At 61.3% G+C, this 14,919-nt stretch carries 11 protein-coding genes; 7 read left to right on the forward strand and 4 right to left on the reverse strand.

The window, feature by feature from the left end; all coding sequences use genetic code 11:
- Positions 1 to 14 precede the first annotated feature (14 nt).
- Positions 15 to 1,070, forward strand: coding sequence for a sn-glycerol-3-phosphate ABC transporter ATP-binding protein UgpC (ugpC, locus tag YH62_RS07630; protein WP_046793547.1), 1,056 nt, complete (start codon positions 15 to 17; stop codon positions 1,068 to 1,070).
- A 39-nt stretch (positions 1,071 to 1,109) separates the two neighbouring features.
- Here ugpC and YH62_RS07635 read toward each other — a convergent pair whose 3' ends face one another.
- Positions 1,110 to 1,703: a TetR/AcrR family transcriptional regulator gene (locus YH62_RS07635; RefSeq protein WP_245282054.1), complete on the reverse strand. Its 594-nt coding sequence runs from the start codon at positions 1,701 to 1,703 to the stop codon at positions 1,110 to 1,112.
- A gap of 155 nt (positions 1,704 to 1,858) precedes the next feature.
- On the opposite strand from YH62_RS07635, the gene YH62_RS07640 reads away from it, so the two are divergent.
- The 3 genes from YH62_RS07640 to YH62_RS07650 all read left to right on the forward strand — a co-directional run bounded on the left by YH62_RS07640 (position 1,859) and on the right by YH62_RS07650 (position 7,182).
- Positions 1,859 to 2,680 (forward strand): NAD(P)H-binding protein, encoded by an 822-nt coding sequence (locus YH62_RS07640; RefSeq protein ID WP_046793549.1) that lies wholly within the window; start codon positions 1,859 to 1,861, stop codon positions 2,678 to 2,680.
- 212 nt (positions 2,681 to 2,892) lie between these two features.
- A complete protein-coding gene (locus tag YH62_RS07645) occupies positions 2,893 to 6,000 on the forward strand; it encodes an autotransporter outer membrane beta-barrel domain-containing protein (RefSeq protein WP_046793550.1) in 3,108 nt (1,035 codons plus the stop codon).
- Positions 6,001 to 6,114: 114 nt separating this feature from the next.
- Positions 6,115 to 7,182 carry a glycosyltransferase gene (locus YH62_RS07650; protein WP_046793551.1) on the forward strand — a complete coding sequence of 356 codons (1,068 nt, stop codon included), beginning with the start codon at positions 6,115 to 6,117 and terminating at the stop codon, positions 7,180 to 7,182.
- An 80-nt stretch (positions 7,183 to 7,262) separates the two neighbouring features.
- On the opposite strand, the gene YH62_RS07655 is transcribed toward YH62_RS07650, so the two are convergent.
- A complete protein-coding gene (locus YH62_RS07655; RefSeq protein ID WP_046793740.1) occupies positions 7,263 to 8,591 on the reverse strand; it encodes a dicarboxylate/amino acid:cation symporter in 1,329 nt (442 codons plus the stop codon).
- Between the two features lie 223 nt (positions 8,592 to 8,814).
- Here YH62_RS07655 and YH62_RS07660 point away from each other — a divergent pair, with 223 nt between their 5' ends.
- Genes YH62_RS07660 through YH62_RS07670 form a run of 3 tightly spaced genes read left to right on the forward strand, consistent with a single transcriptional unit; the run spans position 8,815 to position 12,328 of the window.
- Positions 8,815 to 10,668, forward strand: coding sequence for an ATP-binding protein (locus YH62_RS07660; protein WP_046793552.1), 1,854 nt, complete (start codon positions 8,815 to 8,817; stop codon positions 10,666 to 10,668).
- On the forward strand, positions 10,665 to 12,026 hold the full coding sequence (locus tag YH62_RS07665; protein ID WP_046793553.1) for a sigma-54 dependent transcriptional regulator: 1,362 nt from the start codon (positions 10,665 to 10,667) through the stop codon (positions 12,024 to 12,026). The genes YH62_RS07660 and YH62_RS07665 overlap by 4 nt, the downstream gene beginning before the upstream one ends.
- Positions 12,027 to 12,085: 59 nt before the next feature.
- Positions 12,086 to 12,328, forward strand: coding sequence for a type II toxin-antitoxin system prevent-host-death family antitoxin (locus YH62_RS07670; RefSeq protein ID WP_046793554.1), 243 nt, complete (start codon positions 12,086 to 12,088; stop codon positions 12,326 to 12,328).
- A gap of 186 nt (positions 12,329 to 12,514) precedes the next feature.
- Here the strand turns inward: YH62_RS07670 and hisD are convergent, their stop codons facing one another.
- Positions 12,515 to 13,825, reverse strand: coding sequence for a histidinol dehydrogenase (gene hisD, locus YH62_RS07675; RefSeq protein ID WP_046793555.1), 1,311 nt, complete (start codon positions 13,823 to 13,825; stop codon positions 12,515 to 12,517).
- An 83-nt stretch (positions 13,826 to 13,908) separates the two neighbouring features.
- Positions 13,909 to 14,898, reverse strand: a complete 990-nt coding sequence (locus YH62_RS07680; RefSeq protein ID WP_046793556.1) for an acryloyl-CoA reductase — start codon at positions 14,896 to 14,898, stop codon at positions 13,909 to 13,911.
- Between the last annotated feature and the right edge of the window lie 21 nt (positions 14,899 to 14,919).

Below are 14,919 nucleotides of genomic sequence, written 5' to 3' on the forward strand. Positions count from 1 at the left end.
AAAAGGCAATCATCATGGCACACGTCAATATCCAGAACGTCCAGAAGCACTTCGGCCCCGTCAAGGTCATTCACGACGTCAGCATCGATATCGCCGATGGCGAGTTCGTCGTGCTGGTCGGGCCATCCGGCTGCGGTAAGTCCACCCTGCTTCGCATGATCGCGGGCCTTGAGGAAGTCAGCGGCGGCGAGATCCGGATCGGTCCGCGCGAGGTGTCGAACCTGCCCGCCCGGGACCGCGACATAGCGATGGTTTTCCAGAACTATGCGCTCTATCCGCACATGACTGTCGAGGACAATATGGGCTTCGCGTTGAAGCTCAAGAAGGTCAATCCCGCCGAGATCAACGGCAAAGTGAGGAACGCCGCCTCCATCCTCGGTCTCGACAAGCTGCTCGATCGCTATCCGAAACAGCTTTCCGGCGGCCAGCGCCAGCGCGTGGCGATGGGCCGCGCCATCGTGCGCGACCCTCAGGTCTTTCTGTTCGACGAACCCCTGTCGAACCTCGACGCCAAGCTTCGCGTGCAGATGCGCGGTGAGATCAAGACCATGCACCAGCGCATCGGCACGACGACGATCTACGTCACGCATGATCAGGTCGAGGCGATGACCATGGCCGACAAGATCGTCGTGCTGCATGATGGCTATATCGAGCAGGTGGGAGCGCCGTTGGAACTCTACGACCGCCCCGCCAACACGTTCGTCGCCGGATTCATCGGTTCTCCTGCCATGAACTTTCTGAACGGTCGCATCGAGGAAGGGGTTTTTCGCACCAAACAGGGCTTGGTCCTTCCCTTGCCGCAAGATGTGCCCTCCACAGCAGGCGGGCGTGAACTAGTCTACGGCATTCGCCCGGAGCATATCCGGGCGGTTCCCGGCGGCATCGAAGGCAAGGCAACGCTCGTGGAGGGCACCGGCTCGGAAATTTATGTCCGGCTCGATGCCGGGGGAGAGGATATCGCCTGCCTTTTTCGGGAGCGTCTCCACATCAATTTCGGCGATACCATCGGGATCGCCGTGGACCCCACCGCTGTTCATCTGTTCGACAGGCAGACGGGCCGTCGCATTTGACGGCCATTTAGGCGGTGTGTCTCCAGGTTCCCATCTGGTTCATTGAGCCCATACCTGCGCGGGTTGACTGGGCAATGTCCGCTTGAATTGGGCAAGCACGCGTTTCGCATCCGCCCCCTCCAGCGTGATCGCGTAACGGACGGCCGCCGCAATAAGCGTCATGCTCAGCCGTGAGAAGATTTCCAGCTCCTTCGGATCACTGTCGATGAAGCGCGACAGGGCGTGCTGGAAAAGACCAGCCAGATACTCACCGTCGAATTTGTCGAGGCTCTGAAGGGCGCGATCGGCGAGCGTGGCTTGCCAGATCACCACCATGGCCGGTTCGTCACGATACATCCGGTAGAAGCCGTCGGTGATATTCGCGAGGGCAGCGTGCACGTCCTCGGTGCCGCGCATCGCTTCCAGCTCCTTGCGAACGCATTCGTGTCCAAGGAGATTGTATCGCTCCGCAAGCGTTCCGATGATCGCGGTCTTGTCGGGAAAATACTGGTAGAGCGATCCGAACGGAACGCCTGCGCGCTCGACGACGTCGCTCATACGGAAAGCGTCGCTCCCCTTCTCCAGCAGCAGCTCCTCGGCACAGGCCAGGATTTTCTCAAAACGCTCCCGGCTGCGCTTTTGGGTCGGCGCCAATCGAGCGACCCCTTCCGTACCCGTTACCGTGTGAACCTGTTCGGCTCTCGCTTTCCGCATTTTCCAAGGGCTTTCGAAACCACTTGACTTTCAAAATACGAGAGTTTATCGATTTGTCAAATACGAGATTTCCTCGTATTTTTGGAGGAATGACCATGCGACAGGACAGGATCCTCATCATCGGCGCCAATGGAAAGACCGGTGCTCGCGTGAATGCGCGGCTGAAGGAGCGCGGCATCGAAACACGCGCCGTCTCGCGATCCAGCGAGATACCGTTTGACTGGGAACGGCCGGAAAGCTGGGCCGCGGCCTTCGACGGCATGACACGCACCTATGTCACGTTCCAGCCGGATTTGGCCGTGGAGGGCGCTGCCGAAGCCATCGAAGAGATCTGCCGGATCGCGCGCGAGAAAGGGCTGAAGCAGGTGGTTCTTCTGTCGGGCCGTGGTGAACCGGGGGCCCAGCGCTCGGAGGCAATTTTGCAGACTTCCGGCATTCCCTGGACGATCGTGCGCGCGAGCTGGTTCAGCCAGAACTTCTCGGAAAGCTATCTGTTGGACAGCGTTCTGGCAGGCGAGATCGCATTGCCGGCAGGTCCCGTGCCGGAACCGTTCATCGACGTGGAAGACATCGCCGATGTGGCCGTGGCGGCGCTGACCGATGATCGGCACATCAACCGGCTCTACGAAGTGACTGGGCCCCGTGCGCTCACCTTCGCCCAGGCCGCCGCCGAAATCTCGCAGGCGGTCGGAAGACCTGTTGGCTACCGGCAGATTTCACCCGAAGAGTTCGCTGAAAGCTTGGGGCCCCATGCTTCCAGGGAGATCATCGATCTACTTCTTGAACTCTTTACGGTCGTGCTGGATGGCCGCAATACATCTGTGACGCATGGCGTGGAACAGGCACTGGGGCGCCCCGCCCGGGACTTTTCCGATTATGTCCGCAGCACCGCGGCCACCGGAGTTTGGGAGGCGTGACAATAGCTCCTCCAACCACCCGCATGCAGTTTTGTGTCGCCCGCTGCGGCCACGGACGAAGCCGTGGTGCGCAGCAGCGCATTGTTGCCGCACTGCAACACAGTTTGTCAAAACGGAGGCAAAAAGGAAGCGCTTTGTTGTCCTGACACGGATGCCCGCTAGGTTTTGCTTTGGGCTGGGGACTGTCTGTCAACAACGGAGATGAGCTCCCCATGAAGATACGCATCTGGTTGACCTCCACGGCTCTTTGGCCGGTGCTTGCTGGAGCCTGGACGATGTCCGTGGTTTCCCCGGATCTGGCGCTAGCGGCCTGTTCGACGCTCGGGGGTGTCACCACCTGCGACAGCTCAGCCCCCAATCCCCACACCGCGACGGTGGGAACAGGCAGGGGAGATCACGGCGGAACGGTAACGCTCGGCTCGGGCGCGCAGATCAACGTCAACGGCGCCAATGCGATCAGCCTGGGCAATAACGCCAGCATCACCCTCCAAAGCGGCTCCACCGTCGGCAACACCGCGAATTCCTGGACCGGCGGGCTTTTCAATACCGGCCTCAACACGATCGAATTCAACAGTAATGGTACCTTGCTCGTTGAGGAAGGCGCCTCGATCATCAAGAAGGGATCGGGCGGCAATGCCGAAACCGTCAACGTTCATGGCTTCGGAAACCGGATCGAAAACCGTGGCCTCATCCAGGCGGAAAACAGCGCCGCGATCTGGTTCCAGGATGAAGTCCGCGGAACGAAGAACGTCGTCGACAACTACGGCACCATCGAGAAGGTCGGCGGGGTCGGCAGCGTGATCGGTTCCAGCGGCGGCGCCGGAATCCAGTTCTATAACCGCACGGGCGCTCAGGTCATCGGCGGCATCAGCTTCGGCGGCGGCAATGACGATCTCTTCTTCGAGGCCAGCTCCCTCGTCACCGGTAACATCAACGGGGGCGGCGGCACCAACAATCTGACGCTTCAGGGCGCCTCCGGCTCCGACGATACTTTGCGGGGCAATATCAGCAATTTCAGTTCACTTACCAAGGACGGCGAAGGCAAGTGGACGGTCGCCGGCAATCTCGGCGGTTTCACCACAACAACGGTCAGGAACGGCACGCTGGCTCTCACCGGAGACAACGCCAACTATACGGGCGCGGTTATGGTGGAGACCGCCGGCACACTGGAAGCACGCGCGCAGAGCCTGCCTACCAGGGCGAACGCCGCCGACAACGTCAACAACGTCACCAACAACGGCCTCGTCCGTTTCACCCAATCCGACGACGGCACCTATATCGGGCAGATCACCGGCACTGGTGCGGTCGAAAAGGTCGGCGCCGGCGTTCTCACCCTCGCCCCGGTCGTTGCCGCGGGAAACACCTATTCCGGCGGCACCTCGATCAATGAGGGCACGCTCGCTGTCGGCGCCGACAATGTGCTGGGAGCCGCCACAGGCGGAGTTTCGTTCGACGGAGGTACCCTGCGTTTCGACAGCGAATTCGACTTGGCGTCCTCGCGTGCCATAACGATCGAGGACGGCGGCGGCACGATCGACACGCAAGGCTTCACCACCACGATTTCACAAGGTACGACCGGCGACGGCAAGCTCACCAAGGTGGGCGCCGGCACGCTCGAACTGACGGGTGACAACGCCCATACGGGTGGTACGAGCGTCCAGGTAGGCACACTGGCGCTCGGCGATGCCTCCGGGGCGGCGGCCGCCCTGTCGGGAGGCGGCGCGGTGGATATCGCTTCCGGCGCCACGCTCGGTGGCTACGGAAACATTACCGGCGATCTCGTCAATAGCGGCACCTTCGCCGTTGCGAATGCTCTCTCGACGTTTTCATCCGGACCGAACGGCAATTTCACCGTCAACGGCAACGTGACCAACAACGGGCTCGTCCAGATCGGTGGGACCGGCATCGGCAACAGCTTGACGGTTTCCGGTGACTATGCCGGCAATGGTGGCACGGTGGGCCTCAATACCTATCTCGGCACCGATGGTTCCCCCTCGGACAAGCTCATCATCGACGGCGGAACGGCAAGCGGTACCAGCGGCCTGCAGATCACCAATGTCGGCGGTTCCGGAGCACTGACACAAGGCAATGGCATCCTCGTGGTCGAAGCCGTCAACGGAGGAAGTACGGACTCGGGCGCGTTCTCGCTGGCCGGGCCTGCTGCGGCAGGCGCTTACGACTATTATCTCTACAAAGGCAGCGTCGACGGCGGATCAACCGACAACTGGTATCTGCGCAATACCGTCTCGTCTTCCGTACTGAGTGAACCGGCACCAGGCACTCCCTCGCTTCCGATCGCCATGCCGGGGAGCCCTTCACCGACGCCGCCAACTCCCGGCGCAACACCGGTCGTGGGGGATGTGATCCCGCTCTACCGGCCGGAAGTCCCGACCTACTCGGTCATTCCGCCTGCAGCACGAGAGGCCGCACTCGCCACACTCGGCACGTTCCATGAGCGGCGCGGCGAGCAGAGTGTTCTTGCGCCCGGCGACGACCTTTCCGCCGCCTGGTTCCGTGGCTTCGGCCAAAGCACGGAGCAGAGCTGGTCGGGCACTGTCTCACCATCCATCGACGGCTCCACCTGGGGCATCCAGGCCGGCTTCGACATCTTGCGACGGGAGAGCGGCGACGGCCATAGCGACACTGCCGGCGTATTCCTCGGCTATGCCGGGCTCAGCGCCGATGTGCGCGGTCAAGCGCTCGGCTGGAACAATGTGAAGACCGGCAAGATCGATGTCGATGCCACCAGCCTGGGTGCCTATTGGACCCATATCGGTCCTTCGGGCTGGTATCTGGACGGCGTAATCATGGGCACATGGTATGGCGGCTCGGCAAGCTCGGATCGCGGCTTTGACGTCGATATCGACGGCCACGGCTTCACCGCCTCGCTCGAAGGCGGCTATCCGATTGCGATCACTGACAACTGGGTGCTGGAACCGCAGGCCCAGATCATCTGGCAGAGCCTCTCGCTCGACGACCAGCGCGATGCCTTCTCGCCGGTCTCCTTCGACAGCGACAACGCTTGGACCGGCCGCATCGGCGCCCGCCTGCAGGGCAATTACCAGACGGATCAAGGCCTCCTGCAGCCCTATCTCAAGGCCAATATCTGGCACGGCTTCAAGACGTCGGACACGATCCGTTTCGACACCGACGCAATCACCACGGAGGGTGAGAGCACGTCGCTGGAGCTCGGCGCCGGCCTCGTCTATGCCCTCACAGAGAATGTCAGCGCCTTCGCCGCCGTCGACTATACGTTCGATATCGGCGGCGAGCGCAAGCGGGCCTTCGAGGGCAATATCGGCCTGCGCGTCAGATGGTGATCTGACTATCGTGACCGCAAGCTGCTCCAAATCGAAGCTTGCGGTCACGCAACCGCCACACCGGCGCTTTATCAGGAAATCGCCACGACCAAAGCACCAGTGCGAGGTTCTGCGATGTATTCGACGAATTCCGACGGCATTCCCGTCTCTATCATTATCACCAATTTCAACTACGCCCGCTTTCTGAGACGCGCGATAGACAGCGCTCTTTCCCAGACGCATTCCGATGTGGAAGTCATCGTTGTCGACGACGCATCGACCGACGATACGGTCCCCATCATCAGGTCTTATGGAGAGCGGATAAAACCCTGCTTGAAAGAGATCAACGGCGGCCATGGCGCCGCTTTCAATACCGGCTTTGAGGCCAGCCGCGGCCGGATCGTCCTCTTCCTCGATGCGGACGACTACCTTTACCCGAACGCCGTTTCCGAAATCGTGAAGGCTCACGACGCCTCGACGTCGCAGGTGCAGTTCCGGCTGCACATCGTCGACGAGGGCCAGAACATCAAGGATGTCTTCCCTCCCCCCGAAGTGCCTTTCGATTCCGGAGACGTAACCCGGCAGCTCCTGCGAAAAGGCCGGTATCAGACGACGGTCACCAGCGGGCTTGCCTTCGACCGGGCAACGCTGGACCGGATCATGCCGGTTCCTGAGGCGGAGTTCCGGCAAGGAGCCGACGGCTATCTCGCCACCGTCGCGCCGCTTTACGGCCGGGTGAAGTCCATCGAAGAATGCCTCGGCGCCTATCGCATGCATGGCGAAAACCATTCGGTCTTTGCCGAAAGGCTTGGGCAAAGGGCGCGTTGGCGCGTCCAGCATGATTTCCTGCGATTGCAGGCCTTGACCGGCGAGGCTGCCCAGGTCGGGATCAAGGTGCCGGACAATGTCACACTTCGCGACCCGGTCCATCTTGAAGAAAGGTTGGCCTCTCTATGCGTGGACCGCCGTCGGCATCCTGTCCCGGACGATTCCAGACTGGCTCTCGCTGTAGCCGGCGCGGAGGCGAGCCTTAAGATGAACATGTCGCTGCGGCGGCGCATGATCCTTTCCGCCTGGTTCCTGGCGGTCGGAGTGCTTCCGCAGCGCATGGCGACGGCGGTGCTTTCCTGGAAGTTGCTGGCCTCCTCCCGGCCTACCTTTCTCGTCCGGATGTCCAAATCGATCCGCCGGGCCGCGGGGTAGACGCCGAGATTGCCAAAAACAAACCCCGCTCTCGCGGGGTTTGCTTCTTCAACAGATGTCGGTGGCCGGTTTGCGGTCGACTACTCGGCGGGCTGCAAGGCCGGTTGCTCGGCAGACGATCCAGGCGCGCCCTTCAGGGCCTCATTGAGCTTCTCGACGTCGAGCTCGTTTTCCCAACGGGCAACGACGATCGTCGCCACCGCATTGCCGACGAAGTTCGTCAATGCACGGCACTCCGACATGAACCGATCGATGCCGAGGATCAGCGCCATGCCGGCAACCGGCACGGACGGCACCACGGAGAGCGTCGCGGCCAGCGTGATGAACCCGGCACCGGTGATGCCCGCCGCACCCTTCGAGCTCAACATGGCGACGAGCAGCAGAAGGATCTGATCCCCCAGCGACAGCGGGATATCGACGGCCTGCGCGATAAAGAGCGCGGCAAGGGTCATGTAGATGTTCGTGCCGTCGAGGTTGAAGGAATAGCCCGTCGGAATGACCAGGCCGACGACCGACCGCTTGCAGCCGGCCCGCTCCATCTTCTGCATCAGCCCCGGAAGCGCTGCTTCGGACGAGGACGTGCCGAGGACGAGGAGCAACTCCTCCTTGATGTAGCGGATGAGGGCCAGGATCGAGAAACCGTTGTACTTCGCAACCGCGCCAAGCACCACGAACACGAACAGGAACGAGGTGATGTAGAAGGTCGCGATCAGGAAGGCGAGATTGGCGACGGAGCCTATGCCGTATTTGCCGATCGTGAAGGCCATGGCGCCGAATGCGCCGATCGGAGCCGCCTTCATGAGGATCGCCACCAGGCGGAAGACCGGTGTCGTCAGCGCTTGCAGGAAATCGACGACCGGCTTGCCCTGCTCGCCGACCATGCCGAGCGCCACACCGAAGAGCACCGAGAAGAACAGGACCTGCAGGATATCCCCATCGGCGAAGGCGCCGACGATGGTCTGAGGAATGATGTTCATCAGGAAGCCGGTAATGGTCGATTCATGCGCCTTCGTCGCATAGGTGGCCACGGCATTGGCATCGAGCGACGCGGGATCGATGTGCATTCCCGTACCCGGCTGGATCACGTTGGCGACAATCATGCCCACGACCAGCGCGAGCGTCGAGAAGGTCAGGAAGTAGATCATCGCCTTGCCGGCAACACGCCCGACCTTCTTCAGATCGGACATGCCGGCTATGCCGGTCGCAACCGTGAGGAAGATCACCGGGGCGATGATCATCTTCACCAGCTTGATGAATGCGTCGCCGAGCGGCTTCAGGCCGGCGCCGAAATCGGGATAGTAGTGGCCGACAAGCATGCCGGCGACAATCGCCACGATCACCTGCACATAGAGGTGCCGATAAAAAGGCAGAGCGTCACGCTTTTCCGTGACGGCGGATGAGATGTTCACGATTTCCTCCTTTCGCACCCCGACCAGGGACCTGGCTCTTCCCGGGGACTACTTGCTGTTATCGAGGGAGGAGCAGCAAGCATCGTGCCAATCGCCCGCGACAACGCTAACGCCTTGAAATTACTTCAATCTCACCACAGAGATGTCATGCCTGCGCGACACATGTGCGAAATTTCGCACAAATTCGATTGAGCGCAGTGCGATTTTATGCTCAATATTTCCGATGGATGCGCGCCCGACACCGAACAAAGAAGCAGAATTGCTCCGCCGGGCGCGGCGGCAATGGATCGCGTTTGGCGCGGCACTTCTCCTCATATCGGGGGCCGCACTCCACGTGGCCGGAAACTACGGGCGCTCCTCCGCGCTCACGGTATTGGAGGACCGGGGCCGGACCGACGCGAACCTGAAGGTCGCCCTCCTGCGCGCCGTCCTGGAGCGTCCGCGCGCTCTGCCTTTCCTGCTCTCCCTTGATCGGGACGTCGAGGACGCCTTGGCAAGCCCCGAGCCATTGAGACGGCAGGCACTCGATCGCAAGCTCGAAGAACTGGTGGCCGGCACGAGTGCTGCGGTAATCTATGTCATCGACAGCAAGGGCATGGCGATCTCGGCGAGCAATTGGCGAGAGCCAACCAGTTTCGTCGGCAACGACTACGCTTTCCGGGCGTATTTTTCCGGCGGGATGAAGGATGGCACCGCAGAGCATTTCGCGCTCGGCACGGTCAGCAAGCGGCCTGGCCTTTATATCTCCCATCGGGTCGGACCGGCGGCATCGCCCCTGGGTGTCGTCGTCGTCAAGATGGAGTTCGATCAGCTTGAAAGGGATTGGCACGAGACATCGCGCCCATCCTTCGTCGTCGACACCAACCAGGTCGTATTGATCACCAGCATTCCCTCCTGGCGCTTCATGACGACGGAAAGGCTTCCGGCCGAAAATCTCTCCGCTATCCGGCAAAGCCTGCAATTCGGTGAAGCCCCTCTTCTCCCGCTGCCTCTTCGAACGACTGAGACGCTTGCCGGCGGTACCTCTCTCATCCGCGCCGTTCAGCCAGGCGGCAGTTCGGAAACCTATCTCAAGATCACGACGCCGGTGACCTCGACGCCCTGGCAGTTCGAATATCTTGTCCCGGTCGAAGGAGCCGTTGCCGCGAGCGTACGGGAAGCGCGCCTATTGGCGCTGCTCGCCCTGAGCGCAATCGCCATTACGGCCGCCATCTGGCTGCGTCGGCGGCAGGGGGCATTTGCCAATGCGATAAGAGAACAGGCAGCACGCGAAGAACTCGAACGCCGGGTGATCGACCGCACTCGCGATCTGAGCCTCGCCCGCGACCGCCTACAGGGCGAAATCGCCGACCACCGTGAAACCGAGACGAAGCTGCAGGCCGTGCAGCAGGATCTCGTGCAGGCAAACCGGCTGGCCATCCTCGGCCAGGTCGCCGCAGGTGTGGCGCACGAAATCAACCAGCCTCTCGCCACCATCCGCGCCTATGCCGATAATTCGAAGATATTCCTCGAGCGCCGCAAGCCCGGGCCCGTGGTCGAGAACCTCGATCTCATTGCCGGACTCACCGATAGGATCGCCGCGATCACGGAGAACCTGAAGACATTTGCCAGAAAGGGACGCACGGGAGAAGAACCGGTCGATCTTCGCGAGGTCATCGCCGGCGCGGTGATGCTGCTTCGCAGCCGCTTCACCGGACGGCTCGAGCGGTTGATGATCGACACGGTGCCGGACGGCCTTCGGGTCATGGGCAGTCGATTGAGACTGGAACAGGTGTTCATCAATCTCTTCCAGAACGCGCTCGAAGCGGTGGAGACCCGACCGAATGGCCGTGTGGATGTCTCTATCGCCACCCAACGTTCCGAAGTCGTTGTCTCAATCTCCGACAATGGTTCAGGCATCGAGCCTGATATCCTGGGATCGCTTTTCGAACCCTTCAATACGTCGAAAGAAGGCGGGCTCGGCCTCGGCCTCGTTATCGCGAAGGACATCGTCTCGGATTATGGCGGGCGCCTGGAGGTCGAAACCGGGGAGAGCGGCACCTGCTTCCTGGTCCGTCTGCGGAAGGCTGGAGAATGAATGCACCTATACCCATCCTGCTGATCGATGACGACCGGCAGCTTCTACGCGCCACGGCCCAGACGCTGGAACTCGCCGGTTTCGACGTCTCGCCTCTTGCCTCCGCAACGGAAGCCCTGCCCTTGCTCGGTCCAGCATTTCCGGGCGTCATCGTCTCCGATATCCGTATGCCCGGCATGGACGGCCTGCAGCTCTTCGAGCGCATTCGGAATCTCGACGCTGAAATCCCGGTCATCCTGGTGACCGGTCACGGCGACATTCCCACTGCCGTCAAAGCCATTCAGGATGGCGTCTATGATTTCATCGCCAAGCCCTTTCCCGCCGAACGCCTGATCCAATGCGTCCGGCGTGCTGCGGAAAAGCGCCGTCTCGTGATAGAAAACCGCCGCCTCAGGGAGGCGTCCCGTCAGATGGAGGATAATTTCCCCCTTCTCGGCCAGACGCCCGTCATGGAGCGGCTTCGCGAAACGCTGAGGCAGATCGCCGATACGGATGTCGACGTGCTGGTAACGGGCGAAACGGGCAGCGGCAAGGAAGTCGTGGCGCGCCTGCTTCACGATTGGAGCCGCCGCGCGCAAGGCAATTTCGTGGCGCTCAACTGTGGCGCCCTTCCGGAACAGGTGATCGAAAGCGAGCTTTTCGGCCACGAGGCGGGCGCCTTCACCGGAGCACAGAAAAAGCGGATCGGCCGTATCGAGCATTCGCACGGCGGAACGCTCTTCCTCGATGAATTGGAAAGCATGCCGCTCTCCACGCAGGTCCAGATGCTGCGCGTGCTGGAAATGCGCGAGGTGACGCCGCTCGGCACAAACGAGGTCCGGCCGGTGGATATCCGCGTCGTGGCGGCCGCCAAGGTCGATCTGGCCGATCCCGCGCAGCGGAAGTCTTTCCGCGAGGATCTTTATTATCGGCTGAATGTCGTTGCGCTTTCCATTCCGCCGCTGCGCGAGCGGCGTGACGACATCCCGCTGTTGTACACCTATTTTGCAGAGCGGGCGGCACGGCGCTTCCAAAGAGACACTCCGGCCATCTCCCCCGAAATATTCCGTCACCTGCGGGAGCACGACTGGCCGGGCAATGTCCGGGAACTTTCCCATTTCGCCGAGCGAGCCGTGCTGGGGATGGCCCCAGCCGCCGTCTCGCCGAATGCAGCCACGCCTGAGGCGGCCTCCGGCACCCTTCCTGAAAGGCTGGAGCGGCTCGAGGCAGAAATCATCCGCGACACGCTGTCGGCCCATGGCGGCAACGTCCAGGAAACGATCGCCGCGCTCGGCATTCCCCGCAAGACCTTCTACGACAAGCTCCAGCGCCACGGCATCGTTCGTCGCGCCTTTTCGATGAGGAACGGCGAAGGATAGCCGCTGGAATTCGGAAGACCAACCGGCTATATGTCCATCTATATGGTCAGGAGCACAGCATGGCCACGATCAATCTGGCGGATGCCAAAGCCCATCTGAGTGAGTTGGTCGACCGTGTCGAGGCCGGCGTTTCGATCGATATTACCCGCCGCGGGAAGCTGGTTGCGCGGCTCACTGCCGTGGCCAGGCCGCGCAGGCCGATCGATGCCGCTCTGCTTCAATCGCTGACGGCAGCGATGTCGCCGCAGTCCCAAAGTGCCACCGATCTCGTACGATCAATGCGGGATGGCGATCGTTACTGATGCCGACCATTTTGGCGATGATGGGCTTGGTCGCGGCCATGCTGCGAGGATTCTGTGCTTGCTATAGGCTTGAGCGTATCCAGGGCGATTGCCGCCATGTCTTTTACGCCCAGCCTCCATCCCCCGGGCATCCTCATCCGCCTGGATTGTTGTTAATCATCCGCATGTGCCCGTCCCCGCTTCAATTCAGTCGGCGGCCTGTCCATAGCCGAGGGATCGACCGCCGAAGCGCCTCACCCTCAGGTTGCACTGCTCGGCATGGCCTACAAATCCCTCGAGGAGGCAAAGGCGCGAACCATAGGAGCCAATCATTGTGGCCGCTTCGTCCGTAAGCACCTTCTGGTAACTGTGGGTTTTGAGGAATTTGCCGACCCACAGACCACCGGTGTAGCGACCGGCTTTCTTGGTAGGCAGTGTGTGGTTCGTGCCGATGACCTTGTCTCCATTGGCGACATTGGTGCGTGCGCCGAGAAACAGGGCCCCATAACTGTGCATGTTCTCCAAATACCAGTCGTCTCGATCGGTCATGACTTGAACATGTTCGCTTGCAATTTCATTAGCAACGTCGAGCATTTCTTCATGCGTATCGCAGACGATCACTTCCCCGTAATTCTCCCAACTGGGCCGCGCGGTCTCCGCAGTCGGCAGGATGGCGAGAAGGCGGTCGATTTCTCTCAGCGTCGCATCTGCTAGGGTCCTGCTATTGGTCAACAGGACCGCGGGAGAGTTGTAGCCGTGCTCGGCCTGCCCCAGCAAATCCGTAGCGCAGATTTCCGCATCGACCGTGTCGTCGGCGATGACCATGGTCTCGGTTGGGCCGGCAAATAGATCTATGCCGACGCGGCCGTAAAGCTGGCGTTTCGCTTCGGCAACGAATGCATTGCCTGGACCGACAAGCATGTCGACCGGGCTGATCGAAGCGGTGCCGATCGCCATCGCCCCGACGGCCTGGACCCCTCCCATGACATAGATCTCATGCGCACCGCCGAGCTTCATTGCTGCGATGACTGCCGGGTTCGGCTCTCCCCTGAATGGCGGCGTAGCTGCCACGATACGGGATACTCCGGCGACGGCGGCAGTCACCACCGACATATGTGCCGACGCGACCATCGGGAACTTGCCGCCGGGAATATAACAGCCCACCGAGCGAACCGGTATGTTCCGGTGGCCAAGGACCACCCCTGGCAGCGTCTCGACCTCTATATCCTTTATGGAATTGCGCTGAGCCTGTGCGAAGTTGCGAACTTGCGCCTGCGCGAACTTGATGTCTGCCATATCCCGGGGCGACACCCTGTTCATCAGGGCATCGATGTCTCCGTCACTTAGGCGGAACGACACCGGCATATACTTGTCGAATTTGGCCGACAATTCGCGTATCGCAGCATCGCCGCGCATCTCAATATCGCTGAGGATGCCTTCGACAACTGAGCGTACCTGGGTGTTCTCTTCGATGCGCAGCGTATCGGGCTTGCCGCGCTTCAGATAGGTAATGGCCATGGGTGTCCTTTATGCCCAGCGGATATGCGGGCCTGGATGGGAACTTGCAGAGGAAGACTCGAGTCGTCGGTTGCGCCTTTGCCTTACACCAACGGAACGATGACCCGACCCCGCACCTGTCCTGCGAGAATGCGGTTTGCCGCTTCGGGCAGATCGGCAAGGCCGACTTCCTCCACAAGTCCGCCATAGGCGGCAAGATCGAAGTTCTTGGCGATGCGATCCCAGGCGGCAATCCGCGCAGCATACGGCTGCATGACGCTGTCGATACCGCTCAACGTCACCCCGCGCAGGATGAAGGGCAAGACATTCGTCTCGATATCGATGCCCGCTGCATTGCCGACGGCGGCGATGGCACCGCCGTATTTCACCTGCCTGAGTGCCTTGCCGAGGATTTTGCCGCCAACATTGTCGATCACGGCTGCCCAACGCGCCGATTCCAGCGGTTTATCCGACTGAGCGAGAAACTCCTCTCGCGCCAAGATTGCTGTGGCGCCGAGTTTCTTCAGAGTCTCCGAATGCTCCGGCCGACCGGAGAGCGCCACGCCCTCATAACCGAAACGGGCGAGAAGTGCTATGGCAATGGACCCCACTCCGCCGGCCGCTCCTGTCACCAGCACTTCGCCGCCCTCGGTGTTTAATCCGAGTGTTTCCAACCGGCCGATCGCCAGCATGGCGGTCAGCCCTGCCGTTCCAACGGTCATCGCATCCCGCGTTGAAAGCCGGTTCGGTAGGGGCACGAGCCAATCCGCCTTGACCCGGGTTCGTTGACTGTAACCACCCCAATGGGTTTCCCCCACGCGCCACCCTGTCAGCACCACCCGGTCGCCAGGTTTGTAGCGGTGGTCGAGACTGTCGCGCACAGTGCCGGAGAAGTCGATCCCCGCCACATGGGGGTAGTTCCGCACGAGCCCCCCGCCACCTGCGAGGCAAAGCCCGTCCTTGTAGTTGAGCCCTGCCCATTCCACGTCAACAGTCACATCGCCCTCGGGAAGACGATCCTCATTCAAGGTTTCGACCCTTGAGGATAAGCTTCCGTCTTCTCCACGCGTGGTTACCAAAGCCTGATACGTCATGTGACTGTCCTTTCAAACCGC

The sequence above is a fragment of the Rhizobium sp. LC145 genome, from assembly GCF_001005825.1.
Lineage (GTDB): Bacteria > Pseudomonadota > Alphaproteobacteria > Rhizobiales > Rhizobiaceae > Neorhizobium.

What these genes read in the sequence shown, in the direction of transcription:
- ugpC (WP_046793547.1), top strand. Translation starts at nt 15, where the DNA reads ATGGCACACGTCAATATCCAGAACGTCCAGAAGCACTTCGGCCCCGTC.
- YH62_RS07640 (WP_046793549.1), top strand. Translation starts at nt 1,859, where the DNA reads ATGCGACAGGACAGGATCCTCATCATCGGCGCCAATGGAAAGACCGGT.
- YH62_RS07645 (WP_046793550.1), top strand. Translation starts at nt 2,893, where the DNA reads ATGAAGATACGCATCTGGTTGACCTCCACGGCTCTTTGGCCGGTGCTT.
- YH62_RS07650 (WP_046793551.1), top strand. Translation starts at nt 6,115, where the DNA reads ATGTATTCGACGAATTCCGACGGCATTCCCGTCTCTATCATTATCACC.
- YH62_RS07660 (WP_046793552.1), top strand. Translation starts at nt 8,815, where the DNA reads ATGGATGCGCGCCCGACACCGAACAAAGAAGCAGAATTGCTCCGCCGG.
- YH62_RS07665 (WP_046793553.1), top strand. Translation starts at nt 10,665, where the DNA reads ATGAATGCACCTATACCCATCCTGCTGATCGATGACGACCGGCAGCTT.
- YH62_RS07670 (WP_046793554.1), top strand. Translation starts at nt 12,086, where the DNA reads ATGGCCACGATCAATCTGGCGGATGCCAAAGCCCATCTGAGTGAGTTG.
- hisD (WP_046793555.1), bottom strand. Translation starts at nt 13,825, where the DNA reads ATGGCCATTACCTATCTGAAGCGCGGCAAGCCCGATACGCTGCGCATC.
- YH62_RS07680 (WP_046793556.1), bottom strand. Translation starts at nt 14,898, where the DNA reads ATGACGTATCAGGCTTTGGTAACCACGCGTGGAGAAGACGGAAGCTTA.